Here is a 21613-nt window from a genome sequence, read left to right as displayed (position 1 = left end):
AGCACTAGATTGCAAACCATATTTAATTCAATACTAGCCATATGTAGTTAGCTCAATGTCGATTTCCAAAAAACTTATCATTGCTTTTTTAGTTACCATAACACTGCCAATTATTGTGATTGCTGTGATCATGATTAACCAGACCCGCAATTTAGCGCACGATAATTTTACTATTGCCAATACGCGAGAAGTGACGCAGATAGATAAAGCGATTTCGCTCTTTTTCGAAGAGATCAGTAAAGACGTTGTATACATAGCGAAACACCCCGATTTAGTGGCGGCCAAAAGCGGTATTAAAACATATATGAATAGCGCATCCGCCAGCCAAATTACGCCAGAACAAAACGACGTAATTGAACAACGGGTATTCGATTTGTTTTCGCAATTTGGTGAATCACATGAGGGCATTTCCTATATTTATATGGGAAATCAACAAGGTGGTTATACGCAATGGCCAAAAGGCAGTGTGAGCGCCAACTACGACCCACGACCGCGTCCTTGGTTTAAAACAGGCACAGGCGCGACAACTAAACCGATTCGTACCCAAGCGTATTATTGGGAACCTGATGACGCGGTTATTGTTTCCACCGTGATGTCTATTAAAGATAGTGCGGGTAGCAATTTTGGTGTAACGGGCATGGATGTGTCGTTAAAAGGGTTAACGAGCATGATCCAAAATATCAAAATGGGTGAGTCGGGTTTTTTAATGTTAATAGAAGATTCCGGCAAAATTTTGGTTGATGCTAAACACCCTGAAAATAATTTTAAAGAATTTGCGAGTGTTAAAAGCAATCTATACGCTGGATTAAGCCGCATGGAATCTGGCGATACCACCATTGAAATTGATGGCGATGTTTATCTTGCCAATGTGTATACCTCGCCCAAACTCAATTGGAAGTTTATCGGCCTGCTTAAAAAATCAGAAGTAATGGCGAAAGCAAATACGCTGATGATGATAATTATTGTGGTGAGCTTAATTCTGATTGGTATCTTCTCCGTACTCTCGGTGTATATTTCAAAATTAATATCTCGTCCGATTGTTGAGGTGACCCGTGGTCTTGAAGATATTTCGCAAGGTGAAGGCGATTTAACCCAACGTTTAAAAATTCGTACGCAAGACGAAACTGGACAACTGGCTAATAGCTTTAATCAATTTTTAAATTCGATTGCTGATTTGGTGCGAGAGATTAACGGTTCTTCTGCTAATGTTAGCAACGCATCGGAAGTAAGCTCACGTTTAGTTACGTCGATGAATTCATCGTTAATGACGCAACAATTAGCGCTTGAGCAAGCTTCTACCGCTATTAATGAAATGGCGGCAACCGCCAACGAAGTTGCATCAAGCTGCGCATCGGCAGCAGATTCAGCCAATTCAACTAAACAATCAGCCATTGAAGGGCAATCGTTAATTAATAAAACGGTATCAAGTGTGTCGGGGCTGTCAGACACTATCGCAAGTACAGAGCAAAATGTGCGTGATTTGGACAGTGAAAGTGAAAGCATTACCACAATTTTAGATGTGATCCGCGGCATTGCTGAGCAAACAAATTTGTTAGCACTTAATGCCGCAATTGAGGCAGCGCGCGCAGGCGAGCAAGGCAGAGGCTTTTCGGTGGTAGCAGACGAAGTTCGTGCGCTTTCACAACGTACATCCGAATCAACAGAAGAAATTGCACAGCAACTCGGTAAGCTTAGAAATATGACTCAAGCGATTTCAAAAGAGATGTCACAAAGTCTCGATATATCCTCGCAAACCGTTGAGTTCACAAAACAAGCGCAAGCCAGTTTTGATTCCATTACGCATTCGGTTGACCTTATTAGTGATATGAACTCGCAAATAGCCACCGCAGCAGAAGAGCAGCAACATGTAGCGGAAGAGATTAATCGCAACGTTGTGGATATTAAAACCGGTGCGGATGAAATTTCAGGGCTTGCTAATGACGCCGATGAAAATGCCAATAGCCTGGCATCGCTTTCAGCTGCTTTAACTGCGTTGGTTAAAAAGTTTAAAACCTAACGCTTGTTTGTCAGTTATGGTGAGAAGCGGGTGGTAAAATAGCGCTCGTTACTCTAAGCACTGCAGCCTCGGTGCGTTAGAGGCTAGTGTGCTGCTTGCGATATTGCATTGGGGTGATACCGGTGTATTTTTTAAAGGCGGTGTAAAACGCCGACTTAGAGTTAAAACCCGCATCCATTGCAATATCGAGTACCGTTTTATTGCTGTTTGTGAGTTCATTCTTAGCGTGTTTTACACGGTAGCCATTTACATAATCAAAAAAGTTTACTTTTAAACGCTCGTTCAATGTTTGAGAAATATAGTTGGAAGAAGTATTGATACTTTTTGCAAGTATTGGCAGTGACAAGGCGGCGTTTAAATAGATTTGCTGTTGCTGCATTGCGCTTTCCAATTTGTTTGCAATGTGTTTTAAGTTATCTTCACTTAATGCCGAAGTTTTATATTTATTCTGCTTCGCTGACAACACACTAGGTTCATCATCTTTGCTTATATCATCAAATATCTCTTCAAACCCTGGTTTTTGGCGAAGCGTCCAAGTCGCTAAAAAGGTTACTGAAATCAGTAATAGTAAGCTTGAAAAAGGCGTATACAGATCACTTGGGAACAGCAAGTTATTGAGTGTTAAATTGATAGCAAATAACCCCCAAGGAATACCGACTAAAAGTGCAAGCGCAGTAAGCCAACCCATTTCTTTTTGTTCTGTTGTGGCAAAAATGTCTTTTAAATGGGCGCGGTAGCGGTTTAAACGAACAATGGTTTTAACCACATAAAATGCCGATTGTATAACCCAGCTTATCACCAATAAAAAGGTGATAATTAACCCAGCATACACACTATATCGCAAGAAGGGTGATGCGCTTTTAAGCACCACATCATCACCGTCAACCAAAAGTCCGTGTTGAATTTCGTTAGGTAAAACTAATGTAAAAAGTGAAATAAATAGTCCGATTGCGGGCAGTGCAAAATGCCATTTGTCGTGTTTGGTAAGCGTCCATTTCGATTCTGCTGTGAGGCTTTTAATGTAAAACCAAAAGCTTGGGGCGATTAATAATAATGCAGGTAACGATACGATAAGTTGCGTTTGCCGCCACTCTGGTGCGAGTAATTTTAAGCTGGGTTGGCATATCACAATTGCAATGGCAATAAAGCAGCAAGAAAGGGATGCATAGCCGAAATTTTGGCGTTTTTTAGTAATAAGTAAACTTGCGTTAAAGCCTAATAAGGTCATTGTTGCAATGTTAATCGCAAATAAGTAAATCTCTGATGGTTGCAAGTTAAATCCTTTTATTCCTTTATAAACAGCATCTTATTTATTTTTGCTGTTTCTTTTTGGTTCTGCTCAACAGATTAGAACGATATTGCTTTAGGTATTTTACATAATCGTTTCTAACTTAACTAGCGTATGGTGTAAGGATTAAAAAATGACATACCAAAATGCAATGATGATAGAACCAAATGAATTTAAAACACCGTTTAATTGGGCTGGCGTTAGCTTTTTACTCTTTATGATAGGTATTCCTGCAATACCAGCAGTATTTATTGTTGCTTTAGTTGTAATGGGTAGTGGTGTTGATTCGCCGCTAAGTGAAATGATTAACGCGCGCTATTTTGATATGCCACTTGTGATTATTTGCCATGGCGTATCAGGTATTGTGTTTTTTGTAACAATGCCATTTCAGTTTTCACCAAAGTTAAGACAAACAAAACCGCGCTATCATAAAATTAATGGCTACTTTGCTTTTATTTCTGCGTGTGTGATGGCGGTGTCTGGTGTGTGGATGCATCATGTATTTTCGCCTAGTGAATTTGGCGCGCGCTATGTGAGTTTGGTGATAGTTGCGATAGCTATTTTCTTAACGTTTATTATTGCTGTTAAGTATGCAATTAAAAAGGATTTCAAACAGCATCAGCGTTGGATGTATTTTGCAGCAGCTGCCAGTTTAGCGGTAGTTAGCCCACTATTCTTAGAAATTATTGCGATGTTAATGGGTAATATGGGAGCTGAACTTATGCACGGTTATGGGCGTTTAATCGGCTTGGTTTTGAATCTTCAAATTGCGCATTGGTTATTTAAAAAGAACCATAGCTAGCGATGAATTTGTGTACCTTGAGGTATTTCATTTAAGCGAAATGAAGATGTTTAGAGATGAGCACTAATGCGGGAAGAAACATCAACTAAAGCACTTTAGAAAAAAGCCAGTAACACGGTTACTGGCTTTTTAGGCTGAAATTTATAGAGCTGAGTTTTACTGAACGAGGCTAATGATCAGATTAAATGCAGATTCTTTATCGTGAGCGGTCTCGGCATGTAAAATAAGTTGTTCACCCAGTATTAATGTTTGCTGCTGTACTTGCAGTCGTGCAGCATCATCTTCAATACCATCAATATCTGACACATGGGCAAGGCCAATGGTGCGGCGAACAAGCTCAGTGCCGGCAAAACCAAGTGCATCTTTAATGATTTGGTTTACAAAATACTCTGCATAGCCTGGTGCCTGAAGCGATAAATCACGGGTTTGCTCTTTAGCAAGTGACAGCCACGATTCTGCAAATTCGTTGATCACTTGCTGAATCGTCGTCAGTAAGTAGGTTTGCATTTGGCGGCGCTTTGGAATTTCACTAATACGAGCATTTTGCGAACAATAATTAAGCAAAAAATTACCGATAAACGAGCCTAAATCAAAACCAATTGGGCCAAAAAAGCCAAACTCTGGGTCGATCACCTTAGTCGACTGCGCATCAACAAAAATACTGCCCGAATGCACATCGCCGTGTAATAAGCTTTGTGGCGAGGATAAAAATAGCTGCTTTAATTTAGCCACTTTAATGTGAAGTTCGGTGTTTTGCTGAAGCTTCTTCACCTCACTTTCAAGTGTCGCCGGGTAGTTATTGCGCAGAGAGGTGCGGTATGGATCATCAAAGAATAAATCTTCAGTAATGGCGCACAGCTCGGGGTTTGTGAACTCACAGACCAAGGCTTTTTTTTCTGCAGGTGTTAAGTAAAAGTCTGAGTAATAAAAGCTGGTGGTTGCAAGGTAATTTGCAAGTTGGCTGCCTAAATTTGGAAAGGTTGTTGCATGGTTTAGTTCGCCACGCAAAATCGCCATATGGCCTAAATCTTCCAAAATGGTTAGGGCAAGTTCGGTATTTTTGTGCAGCACTTTTGCTGTGTATGGTTCGCACACCGCACCATGTTTTTCAAGCACCGCCGCTTCAATACGCGCTCTATCAAGGGTTAAAGGCCACGACTCACCAACACAACGGGCATAGGGTAATGCCTGCTTTAAAATAATGCTGTTACCGCTTTCATCAGCAATGCGAAAGACTAAATTGAGATTGCCATCACCAAACTCATTACAGGTTAATTGAGCATTAGGGGCAAAAAATTCGTTTAACTGTGCAACATAGTTAAGTGCACGCTCATTATCAAAAGCAATATAGTCAGCCATGGTGTTCGCTATTCAAAAATACAGATAATTACGGAATTCTATACCGATGAATGTTTAGATGTCTATACTTCTTTGTGTCTTGGTGTAAAATGAGCGCGTTAATAGTTTGGAGTTTCACAGCATGCAAAATTTGCTCGCACGCAGTCTTAAATATCAAGGCGGACAGTTATTCGTTTTAGATCAGTACCTTTTACCACACCAGCAGCATTGGCATGTGTGTAACAGTGTACCTGAGATGCAAGAATTGATTTTGACATTAAAAGTGCGTGGGGCGCCGCTAATTGGTTTAGCTGCAACCCTATTAGTTGCCCATTTAGCAGAGCAAGGTGAATCTCATAGCCAACTTGCAGAGGCAATAAATGATTTAGAGGCAACCCGTCCAACTGCGGTTAATTTAATGCATTGCATGAAGCGTATGCGCCAAGCATTAGCTCAAGATAATTTTGTTGACGCATTAGTAGCAACTGCCGAGCAGCTATTTAATGAAGATATTGCGCTGTGTGAATCCATGGCAAGCCTAGGTGCAACGCTTGTAAAACCGGGCGATAATATTTTAACTCACTGCAATACGGGCGCATTGGCAACAGCAGGGGTAGGTACGGCACTTGGGGTAATTCACCACGCCCATCAAAAATACGGTGATATTCATGTTTGGGTGGATGAAACACGCCCATTACTGCAAGGCGGTCGTTTAACGGCATTTGAGCTTGAAAGTTGGCAAATTCCGTACACCCTTATTTGTGACAATATGGCCGCCAGTTTAATGGCTGCGGGTAAAGTAGATAAGATTTTTGTGGGTGCAGATCGCATTGCAGCTAATGGTGATTTTGCCAATAAAGTCGGCACCTATAATTTAGCCGTGCTGGCACATTTTCATAATGTTGAGTTTTATGTGGTTGCACCAATTACCACCCTGGATATTGACTGTGAAAGTGGTCAATATATCCCAATTGAAGAGCGTGCTGATGCTGAAGTAAAAGGTGTCAGTGGTAGCTTTGGTGAGTGCCAATGGGCACCAAACAATGCCAAGGTATTTAACCCTGCCTTCGATGTAACGCCAGCACAGTTGGTGACGGGTTGGGTACTTGATACCGGCGTTTACAATTTACAGCAAGTAAAAGACGGCGTGTTAAAACAGCTCTAAATATAAGAAGAGCACCATTCGGTGCTCTACTTAGAGCGTGTTGACCTTTGCTGTCTATTTCTGCAGCAGTTTGTTTGGCATTTAGACAAGGCAGAGTGATTGTATTGTAGTTACTCTACATAAATGAACGATAACGCAGTATAAACGCCAAACAGACGCTGCCTAACAGGTTCAACCCAAAGCGTTTTGTTCTTTGTTGTTGCTTCTTGACTTAGCTTGCTAGGCCTACAAAGCAACGCCGCGATCAAAACGCTTTGGATTTGAACAGAATTTAGACCATAAAGACCAACACGCTCTAATCCAAGATTGGAAATTCATTGGCAATCTTGCTTTCGGTGCTTTGTGCTACCCAACCCGCTTCGTTATTGAAAAAACGAATTGCGGTAAACTCAGGATCGCTGCCCATATCAAACCAATGCTTAGTATTAGCCGGCACTGAAATTAAATCACCTTGCTGGCAAAGCACTTGATACACTTTGTCGTCTAAATGCAGGCAGAATAAACCTTGGCCTTTGACAAAAAAGCGCACTTCGTCTTCGCTATGCGTATGCTCAAATAGAAACTTCTGTCTTAATTCAGCTGCCGCTGGATTACCTTTAGCAAGTGAAATTACATCCACCGTTTGGTAGCCGCCGTCGTGTTGCACACGTTTAATATCAGCGTCATAGGCGTTTAAAATATCATCTGAACTGTGGCTTTCGTTAATTTCAAATGCTGCTTGCCAGTTCTCAAATACCACACCTACTTGATTAAGTTGTTGCTGAATTTCAGTAAAGTTTTCGCTCTGTAGCAGCGCGCTTACTGCATCGTCGTGACGGTAAATAGTTAGTTTGCTCATACAAATAATGCTTCATCAAATTGGTTAAAATCGTCAATTGCTGGGTGTTGGTCGCTTTTTTCTTGGTTATCACGCCATAACTGCAAGGTGTGCATGCCCGCACTTTTAGCGGCATCAAGCTCTTCAACGATGTCGCTTAAAAACAACACATCAGAGCCTGCAAAACCAATCTTTTCAAGAATATTGGTGTATGAACTTGCGTCTTTTTTACCGCCAACATGGGTATCAAAATAATCGCTGAACAGTGGGCGAATATCACCATAGTCAGAATGTTCAAACAACAAATGCTGTGCTTTTACCGAGCCAGACGAATAAACAAAAAGGCTTATGCCCGCGTCTTTTTGCTGGTTTAAAAAGTCATAGGCATCTGGGTAAATATGACCTGTGAAATCACCTTGTTGATAACCCGTTTGCCATATTAGGCCTTGCAATTGTTTAAGTGGGGTAATTTTTTGATCCGTTGCAATCCAATGTTGCAGCGCATCTATGACCTCAGTAAGACAGGCATCTGGCTTAGCAATTTCCGCTCTTACTGCATCAATTTGCGCTTTTACCGTGGCATCGCTTTGGTTTTCTTCAACAAACGCAGCAATATGTTTTGCCGCATACGGAAACAAAATATCTTTTACAAATGAAATGCGGGTAATTGTGCCTTCAATATCGGTAATGATGGCTTTAATCATAGTGATGACTCCAACTTAATGCGCTCAAGCTCGCATGCGAATAAAAACTCCAACCCTTCAATGTGGCGACGTGTTTCAGCCACACTGTTGCCCATAGCATATAAACCATGACCGCGAATAAGCACACCGTGAATCACTGGCTCTTGTTCGTGGCGTTTTGCAACAAGCTCTGCCAAGCGGTCAATATCTTGGTCATTATCAAAAATGGCAATAGTAAGTGTACTTTCATGACTGGTGATACCGCGTAATGACTTTTGCATTTCATAGCCATGAATTGCCAAGGTATCACCTTTTATAAAACGCGATAACACAGTCGCGGCCACAGAGTGGGTATGTAATACACATTCAGTGCTTGGCTGAAGTTGGTACAATTTTAAATGAAGTGACGTTTCGGCAGATGGCTTTCCTTGACCTTTGCAAATTGCGCCTTGCTGATCGAGCTCTAAAAAGTGTTCAGGGGCAAGGTATCCTTTATCATGGCCACTTGCGGTCACAACAAATCCCGTGTCTGTTTTAATTGAAAAATTACCACCAGTTGCCGGTACCCAGCCTTTATCGCTGACCCAACGACCCGCTTCAATCAATGCACTTTTTGCGGCATCATTATGCATAATAGGTTACTCGAAAATATAAATTAAAAACATTTAGACGGCTATACATCCGTTTTGGGCAATGATAGCATCGCTTTTGTTAAAGCACCATCAAGATTAGAGGTATCGTGTGCAAAGTAAATTACCAAATTTAGGCGTCAGTATATTTTCGCAAATGACTGCATTGGCAAATGAACACCAAGCGCTTAATTTATCACAAGGTTTTCCAGAGTTTGATACGCCTGAAGCGCTAAAAAACAAACTTAACTTTTACAGTGCACAAGGATTTAACCAATATTCGCCATCCAGTGGTGTACCCGCATTACAACAACAAATTGCCGACTTGGTACTGCGTAAATACGCTTTAACTATTTCACCAGAGGCATCGGTAACCGTTACATCAGGTGCAACAGAGGCACTTTACGTTGCAATTCAGGCACTCGTAAGCCTAGATGATGAAGTGATAGTGTTTGATCCTGCCTATGATTCTTATCAGCCAGCAATTGAACTTGCTGGTGGTAAAGCGGTTCATATCGCGCTAACGGCACCCAATTACCAAATAGATTGGCAGCAGGTAGCTGGTGCAATTACCGATAAAACCAAAGCGATTATTATTAATTCGCCACATAACCCAAGTACTAAAACGCTAAAACAAACAGACATCAATGCGTTAAAGCTACTGCTTGAACAGCATGATTTGTACCTCATCAGCGATGAAGTTTACGAGCATATTTGCTTTGATGGCGCCGCACATTTAAGTGCGCTTGGTGATGATGCACTGTTTGCCCGCAGTTTTGTGGTTTCGAGTTTTGGTAAAACCTTCCACTGCACGGGGTGGAAAATGGGTTACTGTGTGGCTCCTGAAAAGCTAATGGTGGAGTTTCGTAAAATTCACCAGTATGTGACGTTTTCTAGTTTTACACCTGCGCAACTGGCATTAGCCGATATGCTTAAAGAGCAGCCAAATCATGTTGATGAATTAAGTGCGTTTTATCAGCATAAGCGCGATGTATTAAGTAATGCATTAGCAAATAGCCGTTTTACACTGTTACCAAGTGAAGGTACCTATTTTTTACTGCTTGATTATTCCGCCATCTCAGAGTTAGATGATGTGGCATTTTGCGAGTATTTAGTAAAAGAAGTTGGTGTTGCTGCTATTCCTCTTAGTGTGTTTTATGAAAATGCCCCTGGCGATCGTGTGATTCGTTTATGTTTTGCTAAGGAAGACGCCACCTTAATCGCTGCTGCGGAGAAGTTATGTCAGCTATAAATAACAGCTTAAAAGTCGCCTTAGTGCAAAGTGATATTGCATGGCTTGACGTTAATAAAAATTTAAACTCCTTAAGCGAGCAACTGAGCAATCTAGATTCGGTTGATTTAATTTTACTGCCCGAAACTTTTGCTACAGGTTTTGCCATTAATTTAGACGTGGCAGAGCCAAAGAAAGGGCCAATTTTAGATTGGATGTTGGCACAAGCAAAACGCTTAAATGCGGTAGTAGCGGGCTCAGTGTTAGTGAACCAACAAGGTAAAAAAGCGAACCGCTTTTACTGGTGTTGGCCAAATGGCGCGGTGGAATTTTATGATAAACGCCATCTGTTTTGTTTAGGCAACGAAGGTGATTTTGTAAAAGCGGGTGTAGAGCGCAAAATCATTACAATAAATGGTTTTAGGTTGTTACCTCAGGTATGCTACGACCTACGTTTTCCAGTATTTCAGCGTAGTCGCAACGATTATGATGTGATGGTTAATGTGGCAAACTGGCCTGCAGCACGTCGTCGTATTTGGGATACCTTGCTGCAAGCTAGGGCAATTGAAAATCAATGTTATGTGCTCGCTGCCAACCGCGTGGGAAATGATGGTAACGGTGTTGCACATAATGGCGGTACCGCTGCCTATGATTTTACGGGTGAAACGCTCGTTGCCGCTGAGGATAACCAAGCGCAAATAATCACAGTTGAACTGACTAAATCGGCGTTGACTGGGTTCAAAGAAAAGTTTCCAGCCCATCTTGATGCGGACCAATTTACACTGCCTAATATTAAATAGGCAAAAGTGAGTTTGGTTACCACTCGCTAGCTAATGTTTGTTTTATTAAACCTAAAAGCTGTTTTAAGCGTATTGCTACTTACCCTTAAAACAGTTTAGGTGTTCAATGAAATCGTCTCTTGCAACGGGTTTGTTGTTTATGGCAGCAAACGCTCACGCTAATATAAATCTTAACCAACTTGAATGGATGGTGATAAACGACTCGGTGATGGGTGGCGTTTCAAATAGCCGCGTAATTGTTGGCGATAACAACTTAACCTTTACGGGTGATGTATCACTTGCCAATAATGGTGGTTTTGCATCATTTCGAGCGCCTATTTCATTTGAAAATACCAGTACAGATACACTTAGCTTTAAGGTTGTAGGTGATGGCAAACAATATCAACTGCGCTTGCGAGTGGATGGGTATTATGATGGTCCTGCGTTTGTTTATCACTTTAAAACTGAGGCAGGTATTGAGCATACCTTTAATTTATCTGAACAAGACTTTGTTTTAATGTTTCGCGGTAGGCAGTTTGAGTCGGACTATCAACTTCGTTTTGATGATGTGCGCTCGCTTGGTTTTATGATAAGTAATAAACAAGCGGGTGATTTTAGTTTGCAGGTCAAGCACATCGCGCTATTACAAAAAGTGTAGTTATCGGAGAGCCGTTAATTTTAGGTTAAGTTTACTATCGGCATACTAGCCTCAACTTCAACGAATTGTTTTTTAGAATTTGTTCAAAGTTAGTTTTCCCAAGTAGTTGTTTTACACAAGTACACCATTTGCCCACAACCTTTTGTGGGCTTTTTTTTTGGTTTATAAAAACGTATTGGCTTGAAATAGGGTTAGGTATTACCTTTGCAATATTGTTGTATTAGCTTTTTCACTGTCACAGATTAACGCTTCAAACGCTTCGAGAGGCAATGGTTTAGAAAGTAAAAAACCTTGAATATCATCGCATTGTGCTTCTTTTACGTAGTCCAGTTGCTCTTGGTTTTCTACTCCTTCTGCGGTGGTTTTTACTTTTAGCGACTTGGCTAATGAGAAGATGTTTTCGAGTACCACCTTGCCTTTATCTGTTTTCATACCGAGTTTAATAAAGCTTTGGTCAATTTTAAGGTGTTTGATCGGCAGCGATAATACGGTTTCTAAGTTGGCGTTGCCTGTACCATAGTCATCAATTGCCACCTCTATGCCTGCTTGCTCTAATCGCATCATATTGATAGCTGTTTTTTTGTAGTCTTTTATAAGCCCGTACTCAGTAACTTCTATCTCAAGAAAGTTATGAGGAATATCAAATTCGCCCACTTTTTGAAAAATGTAAGCGATGGTAGTCTGCTCAAATAAATGGCGCGCCGATAAGTTTATTGAAATGGGCACTATGGGTTTACCAAGGTTTATCCAGCTGCGGATCTGTTTGCACACGCTGTGAATAACGTATCTATCGACTAATGGCATTAGCCCTTTTTTTTCGGCAATTGGAATAAACTCGGCGGGTGAAATAAAGTTGCCGTCGAGTGTCCATCGAATCAAGGCTTCCGCTGATTTTACTTTAAGGGTCTTGGCGTCAAATTTAGGTTGATATTGAAAGTATAAACCGTCGTTTTCAAGCGCATTTATCAGCTCGCGTTTTAACGTTGCTTCTCGTTTTACGTTTTTATGGAATTCTGGGTCGATTCTCACTACTTTGTTTACTTCACCATTGGCGCCTCGCAGCGATAGCTCGGATTGTTCGACAATTGAATCAAAACTGTCGGCACAATCTAGCGAGCTTATGCAGCGGTTAAATTTGGCTTTTAGCACCATATTTTGAATCACTAACTCTTTATTAATTAAACTGCGCATTTGCTTTATTTCTTCTTTGCCACCGGCGTGATGACATACGATAAATTTAGATGTGCCTATTCGTGCAAGTTGCATATTATCAAGCGCTATTTCCTTTAATGCCTTTGTAAATGCTTGCAAATAGCAATCGCCAATATGCTGCCCGTGAATATCATTAATATCGCGAAGGTACAGTAATTCAATTACGCTAATTTGCATTGGAAAGTAGGCACTTTTTAGGTGTGCTTTTATACCATTGCGATTGTAAAGCTCTGTAAGTTGATCAAAATAAGCAAGGTGTTCGATCGCTTCTTTATCGGCAAACTCTTGGGTTCTATCGCGAATAAATGCAACAAAGTGATTGTTTTTCAACGTGTGATAGCGCGAAATGGTAATTTCTACAGGAAATACAGTGCCGTTTTGTCGCATTGCTTCTACATTGCGAATAGTTTTAAGCACTGACTCTAAATTATGCGATTTCATAAATGAATCATGGTGCATTTTTTGATATTTAGGAGGAATAAAGATAGCGATATTTTGATCAATGAGTTCTTCTTTGGTGTTGTAACCAAACAAAGATAAACAGCTATTATTAACTTTTAAGATAGTACCTTGTTCGTTGGTTTCAATTACCGCATCAGGTGCAAGATCACTTACTAAATTTGCTAAATTAGCCTTTTCGTCAAGCATTTCACCTAAATGCTCATTTAGTGCAAATGAGTCATTGAGTGTGCAGGCTAAACGATAAAAAATGTCTTTATCTTCACTAATTCGGATTGCAGTTTTACCATCATTAAAGCCCGTAATTGCGGCGCAAAATTGTTTAAGTTTAAAAATGTAGCCGTTGCGCATCACGACAAAATAGGAGGTTGAAAAAACTAAAAAAATGATTGTTGCGATTAAGGTCGTGTATTGTACCTGCACCGCAAAATGATGCAGCTCAGGGTAAATGTATTTTTCTAATACTAAATAGTGTAATGCGTTTTTAGTGCCTTTTTCAAGCACTGGCGCAGCTAAGTACAATACATAATCGTCAATTTTATAGAGCTTATCGCTACCAAGAAAAATAAACGCGGCGCTATCAATATCGAGCAATTGCTGTCCTTCGTGCGAAATCGTATTTGATGCAATAACTGTTTTGTCGTGTGAGACAACGTAAGTCGAACGCACATTTTGTAGCTCTGCGGTTAATGTGGCCCAGTTTTTTACTTGTTCAATGTCGCCGTGACTCAGGTTTGATGCCATCAGTTCAGCTTGATGTTCTAGTAAGGCTTGCTCTTGTTCTACTATGTTCTTAATTGCCACTTTCTCAACAACGGTAAGAAAAAATATGCCAACGACTAGCATCGAAACTGCAATGCCGATTAATGCAAATAACCAGAGTTTAATTCTCATTAAACACCTGTTTAGCATAATCTGGATTGATTAATGTGCGGCAATGACACGGCTTGTCGATTTTTCCTTGTGTAAGTAACACCGAATTGTAGCTACTAATGAGTTGTTGATGTTTGTCCTTGTCTTCCAACCAATCAGTGACGTCTTGCCCATAGAGTAATGAAATGCCCGAATAACCTTGAATAAGCTGTGTTTCACTTAAGTGAAGTCGTTGGTTTAAGGAGTTGACATAGGGCATGATATCTTTACTGATATGCATCACTGTGCGGTCGTTTAAGGTTAAAAACGAGTTTAAATAGCGCTTTTTTTCTTTGGATATCGTACTTTTGTTTAATACTAATACATCAACTATTTCGCCTGGTATTTGGCTGCTATCAAATAATTTATTTGCGCCTAATTCGAGTAACTTGCTGCTACTGGGTTCATAGGTAAAAACCGCATCAATTTGATTGTTTTGATAGGCTTGCACATGACGATTAGCCTCTAAGTTCACAATGTCGATATCATTAATGGTTAAGTTGTTAAGCTCTAAAAAACGAGATAGAAAATATAACCCCAACGCGGATGTTTCGGCACCAATGCGTTTACCGCGTAATTGATTTACATTGGTAATGTTTGGTTTAGCTATTAAAGTATCTGCGCCATTGGAATAATCGACTATCCAAATCACTTCAATATTAAAGCCGAGCGCTTTTATTTTAACGGCTTCATCTAACGTAACAGCCGCTACGTCGATCGAGTTATTAATAATGCCATTGAGCACTTGAGACGCATTGCGGTATTCAATGAGTTTAATGTGCTTCATTAGATCAGGGTGTTTATGACGTGTAATGTAAAAAGGCTCGTAGCCTAGCCAAATATTGGTGCCAATGCGCAGTATTTGCGTATTTTGTTCGTGGCAAGAAACTAAGAAAACGCAAAGTGAAAATATCAGTGCTAACCGTTTCATTGTAAGTAGAATTTTATAACTCATTACATTTGAGTTTAGCCATATTTACTAAATTTGCTGAGTAAGGTTAAAAATATCTTTAAGTCGTTATATTTAACAAGCAAAAGGGGCCGTGTTGTTATTAGAGCCGTGTATTTTAAATATGAAAAAAGGCGCTAAATGCGCCTTTGTTTGATTGTAGCTTCACTCGTTATTTAATATCAAAACGGTCAAGTTGCATTACTTTTGTCCATGCTTTTACAAAGTCGTTACAAAACGTTCTTTTGAATTATCAAACGCATATACTTCAGCAACAGCACGTAGCTCAGATGAAGAACCAAAGATTAAATCAACTGGTGTTGCTGTGTATTTAACAGCGCCAGTTTTACGGTCTTTACCTTGGTACACATCGCCTGCTTTTTGCCACTGAGTAGACATATCAAGCAAGTTGACAAAAAAGTCATTGTTTAGTGTATCTTTTTTATCTGTAAATACACCGTTGGTTGAACCGTCTGTATTGGTATTTAGCACGCGCATACCGCCAACTAATACCGTCATTTCAGGTACCGTTAATGCAAGCTGGTCTGCTTTATCTACTAAGGCGTCGGTTGGTGATTTGTAATAACCTTTTTCATAGTAGTTTCTAAAACCGTCAGCACTTGGTTTTAGTAGCGAAAATGAGTTTACATCTGTTTGTGCTTGGGTCGCATCACCACGCCCAGCAACAAATGGTACGCTTACTTTAACCCCAGCATTTTTAGCTGCTTTTTCAACTGCAGCTGCACCGCCGAGTACTATCATATCAGCAAGTGAAATTTTGCTGCGACCAAAAGTTCGGTCATTAAATTCATCTTTAATTTCAGTAAGTTTGGCAATGACCTTTGCAGTTTGTGCTGGGTTATTTACTTGCCAATCTTTTTGTGGCGCAAGTGCAATACGTGCACCATTTGCACCACCGCGCATATCAGAATCACGGTAGCTTGATGCTGACGCCCATGCTGTTGCTACTAGCTCTGAAACTGAAAGACCTGACTCTAAAATTTGCGCTTTTAGCTTTTTAACGTCTTTATCACTTACTAGTTTGTAATCTGGCTTGTCGATAGGATCTTGCCAAATATGTGCTTGTTTTGGATATTCGTCACCTAAGTAATTATCAAGTGGACCCATATCGCGGTGCGTTAATTTAAACCATGCTTTGGCAAATGCAAGGCGGTATTCTTCAGGATCTGCCAAGAAGCGCTCTGCAATTTTGCGGTATTCTGGGTCAAATTTTAACGCCAAATCTGCCGTATTCATCACAGGTGGATTGTACTTGCCCTTAACGTGCGCATCCGGAACTGATTTATGTAACGATTCATCGGTAGGTACCCAAATAATCGCACCAGCAGGGCTACGTGATTGTTTCCACTCAAAATTAAGTAAGTTTGATAGGTATAGTGATGTCCATTTGGTTGGTGCTTGTGTCCACGCCCCTTCTAATCCACTGGTAACTGTGTCTTCTGAATGGCCTTTACCGCATTTGTTTTTCCAGCCGAAGCCTTGCTCTTCAATGGCCTCTGCACCTGGCTCTTTGCCAACACATTTACTTGCTTTGTGCGCACCATGCATCTTACCGAATGTATGACCACCGGCAATAAGTGCCAGCGTTTCTTCGTCATTCATTGCCATGCGGCCAAAAGATTCACGGATATTTTTAGCTGAACCAAGAGGATCGGGTACGCCACCTGGGCCTTCAGGGTTTACGTAAATTAAGCCCATATGAACTGCAGCCAGTGGGCGCTTTAGTTTGCCATCGCTATCGCGACGATCGCTTGCTAGCATTTCAACTTCTGGACCCCAATAAACCATATCAGGTTCCCAGTCATCATCACGACCTGCAGCAAAACCGTAAGTTTTGAAACCCATGTTTTCTAATGCTACGTTACCTGCAAGTACAATTAAGTCACCCCAAGAAATAAGCTCACCGTATTTTTGTTTAACAGGCCACAGTAAGCGACGTGCTTTATCTAGGTTACCGTTATCTGGCCAGCTGTTTAATGGGTTGAAGCGTTGTTGACCACCGCCCGCGCCACCTCGGCCATCAAGCGTGCGGTAAGTGCCTGCGGCATGCCACGTCATACGAATAAAAAATGGGCCATAGTTACCCCAGTCGGCAGGCCACCATTCTTGTGAGTCAGTAAGCACAAAATCGATGTCTTTTTTAAGCGCATCCATATCAAGCTGTGTAAACGCTTTTTTATAATTAAAGTCTTCACCTAATGGGTTTGAGCGTACATCGTGATCGCGAAGTGGTGTTAAATCGAGTTGGTTTGGCCACCAAAATAGGTTTGATTTCGCTTGGTTAGGCATTACTTTGCCCATGCCAATCGCGCCTTTTGGCTTGCTCATTGTGTCTTTAGCGGTTGCAGATGTTGCGCCTAAAGATAGTGCTACAACAGCGGCAATAGAAGTATATTTTAATATCTGAACGGATTTCATTTTTGAATTCCCCTTATGATTTATGGGTGTATTAACGCAGCAAAGTATAGAAGGGAATTTAAATAACTAAATTTGATAATAACTAAGTTGATATTCGCTTTTTTAGATTGTTGTTATGTAGACATTTTTCCTGCCATATTGGCTATGAAAACGCTAATCAAAAAAACATATGATCACCATCGGTATTTTTGAATGACACTATAAGTTGTTGATTAATAAGTTCTTTTGTTTTCATTTGGTAGTGAGTGAAAGAAACGACAGAGTTAGTGATATGGTCATTTCGCATAAATTGATTATTATTAAAAAAACATTCGATTTATAAGAACTATAATGATTTCACTAAAACAGCTTCATTACGCCTTAGCCGTTGAAAAAACGCTTCATTTTAAAAAGGCCGCAGACAATTGCCATGTTTCGCAATCAACGCTTAGTACCGCGGTACATGAGCTAGAAAAACAATTAGGTGTGGCTATTTTTGAGCGTAACAATAAACATGTGTTTATTACTGACGAAGGCAAGCTAATTCTTGAAAAAGCCAAGCGCATTAAGCTTGAAGTAGACGAACTGACGTTGCTGGCAAAGTCCAATAAAGCGCCGCTAGCAAGCCCGATGACAATTGGTGTAATACCGACAATTGGCCCTTTTTTACTGCCAAAGGTATTGCCGAAAGTGCGCACTGAATATAGCGACTTTAAGCTGAAAATCGTTGAAGACCAATCACATGTATTGGTTGAAAAACTGCGAGAAGGTGAGCTTGACGCAGCAATTTTAGCCCTGCCATACGATATTGATGGTCTAATGGCATTTAATTTTTGGCAAGAAGACTTTTACTGGGTAAGCCACAAAGACGAATGTGCACTAAACTTGCGTGAAATTACAACCAATGAGTTCGATCTCGACAAATTAATGCTGCTTAAAGATGGTCACTGCTTAAAAGAGCATGCGCTTGCTGCTTGTAAATTAGAAAATACCAACAATGACAATCAATTAGACTCAGCCAGTTTACACACATTAATTCAAATGGTTGCCGGCAAACTAGGCACAACCTTAGTACCACAGATGGCACTTGATCAACTCGTCAAAAATGAAGGTGAGCTTGCTGCGGTACATTTAAATGAGCCAGGCCCGCATCGTACCATAGCGCTTGTGGTTCGGCCGAATTATGTAAGAACCAATGATATTGTGTTGCTACAGCAGCTTTTTGAAAATGAATTAAAAGACAAGTGCTATGCGGGTTAAAGCCGTAATTTAAGTATTTGCTAGATTATGAATTTTGATGTTTTTTTGATCTTGGCACTGCAAAACAGCATTTGATCCTGTATAACTAATTGAGCGTATAAATATTTTTACGTTCACCGACATGAATTGTTAACTGATTTTAACGAGCAAAATAAAGTCATTTTGATGCGTTTAATTGAGGTATGAGTGGTTCGGTTATCTCAATTAAGAATGCTTCCCCTGCATTCTTGCCTAGCATTTTTTCATATAGGCAATTGGCACACAGTTTCTTTTCAGCGTGAAAAAACGCTGCTCGTTAGTCGTTTTAATAAAAAATGTCGTCTCAATGAACCCGTCAGACAAACAAAGGAGATGCGCGATGTCATCAAGTAAATGCCCATTTACATCAGGAAGTATTACGCAAACTGGAAAATCGAACACAGATTGGTGGCCTAATACCCTCAATCTCGATATTTTGCATCAGCACGATTCTAAAACTAACCCACTCGGTAGCGACTATGATTACCGAGAACAATTAAAGCAGCTTGATTTTGCAGCGCTGAAAGCAGATTTAACCGCACTTATGACTGACAGCCAAGATTGGTGGCCTGCTGATTGGGGCCACTATGGCGGTTTAATGATCCGTATGACATGGCATGCTGCGGGCAGTTATCGCGTTGCCGATGGTCGCGGTGGTGCAGGCACTGGTAATTTGCGTTTTTCACCGCTTAATTCATGGCCAGATAATACCAACCTCGACAAAGCGCGTCGTTTACTTTGGCCTATCAAGAAAAAGTACGGTAACAAGTTAAGCTGGGCGGATTTAATTGCGTATGCTGGCACCATTGCATATGAGTCGATGGGACTTAAAACCTATGGCTTTGCGTTTGGCCGCGAAGATATTTGGCACCCAGAAAAAGATACCTACTGGGGCGCAGAAAAAGAGTGGCTTGCTCCATCAGAAAATGGCAATAGTCGTTATTCAGGTGAGCGCGACCTAGAAAATCCACTAGCCGCAGTAATGATGGGCTTAATTTATGTTAACCCAGAAGGGGTTGATGGTAAGCCAGACCCACAAAAAACCGCCCATGATGTACGCGAAACCTTTGCCCGCATGGCGATGAATGATGAAGAAACGGTGGCGCTTACTGCAGGTGGCCACACCGTAGGTAAATGTCATGGTAATGGCGATGCCGCGAAACTTGGCCCTGAACCAGAAGCCGCTGATATTAACGAACAAGGCCTCGGTTGGAATCATAAAGAAGGTAACGGCTTAGGTGCAGATGCAATAACCAGTGGCCTTGAAGGTGCATGGACAACTAATCCTACTCAGTGGGATAACGGCTATTTCGAATTACTACTTAACCATGAGTGGGAACTTAAAAAGAGCCCTGCAGGTGCATGGCAATGGGAACCTGTCGCGATTAAAGAAGAGGATAAGCCGCTCGCGGTTGATGGCAACGGCAAACGCAATAATCCCATTATGACCGATGCTGATATGGCCATGAAGGTTGACCCAGAATATCGCAAAATTTCAGAGCGATTCTATAACGACCCAGCTTATTTTTCTGAGGTGTTTGCACGTGCATGGTTTAAATTAACACACCGTGATATGGGGCCAAAAGCTTGTTATATCGGCCCTGATGTGCCAAAAGAAGACTTAACATGGCAAGATCCAATTCCAGCTGGCAATACGGCTTATGATGAACAAGCGGTTAAAACGGCAATTAAAGCCAGCGGTTTATCTATTGCTGAAATGGCGACAACTGCATGGGACAGCGCGCGTACTTTCCGTCACTCAGATAAACGCGGCGGCGCGAATGGCGCGCATATCTGCTTGCAGCCGGCTAAAGATTGGCAAGGCAACGAGCCTGAAAAACTTGCTAAGGTGCTAAGCGTGTATCAAGCAATATCAGATGAACATAATGTGAGTGTTGCTGATGTGATTGTACTTGCGGGTAATGTTGCAATTGAACAGGCGGCAAGTGCAGCCGGCTTTACTGCAAGTCTAACCTTTAACAAAGGCCGTGGTGATGCATCTCAAGAGATGACCGAAGTAGATTCGTTTGCTTATTTAGAGCCTGTACATGACGGTTTTAGAAATTGGCAGCAGCAAAAATTTGCAGCAAGCCCAGAAGAGTTATTACTGGAACGTGCTCAACTACTCGGATTAACAGCTCCAGAAATGACGGTATTGGTGGGCGGTTTACGGGTATTAGGCTGTAATTATGGTGATTCTGAAGCAGGCGTGTTTACCGATCGCGTTGGGCAACTTACTACCGACTTTTTTGTCAATCTAACAGACATGCGTTATGAGTGGCAGCCAACAGGCGATAATCAATACGTACTGCGTGATAGAGCGACTAAAGAAGATGCTTGGCAAGCTACGCGCGTTGATTTAGTGTTTGGCTCAAACTCAATTTTGCGTGCTTATGCAGAAGTTTATGCACAAGATGATAATGGTCAGAAGTTTGTAGATGACTTTGTTGCGGCATGGACTAAGGTAATGAATGCGGATCGCTTTGATTTAGCAAGCTAGCATTTCGCCAAATAAAAAAGCCTTTCTATTTAATTGAATAGAAAGGCTATTTTAATTGTTTTTTGAAGATATAAATTAACTTTTTTGTTTTTACCATAGGCATGTTTCCTTAAATGTTGGTTTCACTTCATTTTATTTAAATAACAAGTAGCTTCCACCTACAGCAACACCTGTTACAATCGCCGCTGTCATACCTGCGGTTACTAAACCAACTACCACAAACGCCGTTAAAGCTGCTGTCATTACAATATCAAATACGTTGTTCATTTTTTATCTCCGAGTAGTTTTAAAATTATTTAGTTAACATGTATGTGCCGCCAATTGCTGCACCTGCCATAATTGCGGTTGTCATGCCTGCTGTTACAAGACCAGCTACTACAAATGTTGTTAAACCAGCTGCCATTAAAATTTCGATTGCGTTTGATGTATTCATTGTTCAATTTCCTTTAAGTTTGAGTAAAGCGTGTTGCTTGAGTTA

17 protein-coding genes and 1 pseudogene are annotated in these 21613 nt (G+C 41.0%); 8 read left to right on the top strand and 10 right to left on the bottom strand.

Annotation, left to right across the window (positions count from 1 at the left end; translation table 11 throughout):
* Positions 1-55 precede the first annotated feature (55 nt).
* Positions 56-2017 (top strand): methyl-accepting chemotaxis protein, encoded by a 1962-nt coding sequence (locus C2M30_RS14485; RefSeq protein ID WP_105172155.1) that lies wholly within the window; start codon positions 56-58, stop codon positions 2015-2017.
* 76 nt (positions 2018-2093) lie between these two features.
* Here C2M30_RS14485 and C2M30_RS14480 read toward each other — a convergent pair whose 3' ends face one another.
* Positions 2094-3290: a helix-turn-helix domain-containing protein gene (locus C2M30_RS14480; protein ID WP_105172154.1), complete on the bottom strand. Its 1197-nt coding sequence runs from the start codon at positions 3288-3290 to the stop codon at positions 2094-2096.
* 148 nt (positions 3291-3438) lie between these two features.
* On the opposite strand from C2M30_RS14480, the gene C2M30_RS14475 reads away from it, so the two are divergent.
* Positions 3439-4107: a DUF2306 domain-containing protein gene (locus C2M30_RS14475; protein WP_105172153.1), complete on the top strand. Its 669-nt coding sequence runs from the start codon at positions 3439-3441 to the stop codon at positions 4105-4107.
* A gap of 156 nt (positions 4108-4263) precedes the next feature.
* On the opposite strand, the gene mtnK is transcribed toward C2M30_RS14475, so the two are convergent.
* Positions 4264-5466 carry an S-methyl-5-thioribose kinase gene (mtnK, locus tag C2M30_RS14470; RefSeq protein WP_105172152.1) on the bottom strand — a complete coding sequence of 401 codons (1203 nt, stop codon included), beginning with the start codon at positions 5464-5466 and terminating at the stop codon, positions 4264-4266.
* Between the two features lie 121 nt (positions 5467-5587).
* Between mtnK and mtnA the strand changes: the two genes are divergently transcribed.
* Positions 5588-6610 carry an S-methyl-5-thioribose-1-phosphate isomerase gene (gene mtnA / locus C2M30_RS14465; protein ID WP_105172151.1) on the top strand — a complete coding sequence of 341 codons (1023 nt, stop codon included), beginning with the start codon at positions 5588-5590 and terminating at the stop codon, positions 6608-6610.
* A gap of 295 nt (positions 6611-6905) precedes the next feature.
* Here mtnA and C2M30_RS14460 read toward each other — a convergent pair whose 3' ends face one another.
* Genes C2M30_RS14460 through C2M30_RS14450 form a run of 3 tightly spaced genes read right to left on the bottom strand, consistent with a single transcriptional unit; the run spans position 6906 to position 8742 of the window.
* Complete coding sequence (locus C2M30_RS14460; RefSeq protein WP_105172150.1) at positions 6906-7448, bottom strand: 1,2-dihydroxy-3-keto-5-methylthiopentene dioxygenase; 543 nt, start codon at positions 7446-7448, stop codon at positions 6906-6908.
* Positions 7445-8131, bottom strand: coding sequence for an acireductone synthase (mtnC, locus tag C2M30_RS14455; protein WP_105172149.1), 687 nt, complete (start codon positions 8129-8131; stop codon positions 7445-7447). Before mtnC ends, C2M30_RS14460 begins: the two co-directional genes overlap by 4 nt.
* Complete coding sequence (locus C2M30_RS14450; RefSeq protein ID WP_105172148.1) at positions 8128-8742, bottom strand: methylthioribulose 1-phosphate dehydratase; 615 nt, start codon at positions 8740-8742, stop codon at positions 8128-8130. The genes mtnC and C2M30_RS14450 overlap by 4 nt, the downstream gene beginning before the upstream one ends.
* A 154-nt stretch (positions 8743-8896) precedes the next feature.
* Here C2M30_RS14450 and C2M30_RS14445 point away from each other — a divergent pair, with 154 nt between their 5' ends.
* From C2M30_RS14445 to C2M30_RS14435, 3 genes are all read left to right on the top strand, one after another.
* Positions 8897-9991 carry a methionine aminotransferase gene (locus tag C2M30_RS14445; protein WP_234004795.1) on the top strand — a complete coding sequence of 365 codons (1095 nt, stop codon included), beginning with the start codon at positions 8897-8899 and terminating at the stop codon, positions 9989-9991.
* Positions 9979-10770, top strand: coding sequence for an amidohydrolase (locus C2M30_RS14440; protein ID WP_105172146.1), 792 nt, complete (start codon positions 9979-9981; stop codon positions 10768-10770). The genes C2M30_RS14445 and C2M30_RS14440 overlap by 13 nt, the downstream gene beginning before the upstream one ends.
* Before the next feature lie 106 nt (positions 10771-10876).
* Positions 10877-11407: a CIA30 family protein gene (locus C2M30_RS14435; protein ID WP_105172145.1), complete on the top strand. Its 531-nt coding sequence runs from the start codon at positions 10877-10879 to the stop codon at positions 11405-11407.
* Positions 11408-11605: 198 nt separating this feature from the next.
* Here C2M30_RS14435 and C2M30_RS14430 read toward each other — a convergent pair whose 3' ends face one another.
* The 3 genes and pseudogenes from C2M30_RS14430 to katG (C2M30_RS14420) form a co-directional block, all read right to left on the bottom strand.
* Complete coding sequence (locus C2M30_RS14430) at positions 11606-13972, bottom strand: EAL domain-containing protein (RefSeq protein ID WP_158683459.1); 2367 nt, start codon at positions 13970-13972, stop codon at positions 11606-11608.
* On the bottom strand, positions 13962-14945 hold the full coding sequence (locus C2M30_RS14425) for an ABC transporter substrate-binding protein (protein WP_105172143.1): 984 nt from the start codon (positions 14943-14945) through the stop codon (positions 13962-13964). Before C2M30_RS14425 ends, C2M30_RS14430 begins: the two co-directional genes overlap by 11 nt.
* Before the next feature lie 166 nt (positions 14946-15111).
* A pseudogene (gene katG, locus C2M30_RS14420) lies at positions 15112-17378 on the bottom strand (catalase/peroxidase HPI).
* A 330-nt stretch (positions 17379-17708) separates the two neighbouring features.
* Between katG (C2M30_RS14420) and C2M30_RS14415 the strand changes: the two are divergent.
* Together C2M30_RS14415 and katG (C2M30_RS14410) are read left to right on the top strand one after the other, a co-directional pair.
* On the top strand, positions 17709-18617 hold the full coding sequence (locus tag C2M30_RS14415; RefSeq protein ID WP_105172142.1) for a hydrogen peroxide-inducible genes activator: 909 nt from the start codon (positions 17709-17711) through the stop codon (positions 18615-18617).
* Positions 18618-18975: 358 nt separating this feature from the next.
* Complete coding sequence (gene katG, locus C2M30_RS14410) at positions 18976-21135, top strand: catalase/peroxidase HPI (RefSeq protein ID WP_105172141.1); 2160 nt, start codon at positions 18976-18978, stop codon at positions 21133-21135.
* 132 nt (positions 21136-21267) lie between these two features.
* Here katG (C2M30_RS14410) and C2M30_RS21985 read toward each other — a convergent pair whose 3' ends face one another.
* Together C2M30_RS21985 and C2M30_RS21510 are read right to left on the bottom strand one after the other, a co-directional pair.
* Complete coding sequence (locus tag C2M30_RS21985; protein ID WP_267884436.1) at positions 21268-21402, bottom strand: hypothetical protein; 135 nt, start codon at positions 21400-21402, stop codon at positions 21268-21270.
* Positions 21403-21427: 25 nt separating this feature from the next.
* A complete protein-coding gene (locus C2M30_RS21510) occupies positions 21428-21568 on the bottom strand; it encodes a hypothetical protein (RefSeq protein WP_157813533.1) in 141 nt (46 codons plus the stop codon).
* Positions 21569-21613 lie beyond the last annotated feature (45 nt).

It is taken from the genome of Pseudoalteromonas sp. T1lg24, assembly GCF_002964745.1.
In the GTDB taxonomy this organism is placed as follows: Bacteria; Pseudomonadota; Gammaproteobacteria; order Enterobacterales; family Alteromonadaceae; genus Pseudoalteromonas; species Pseudoalteromonas spongiae.
Note: the sequence above shows the minus strand (reverse complement) of the source record. Positions and strands in the feature narration are given on the sequence as shown.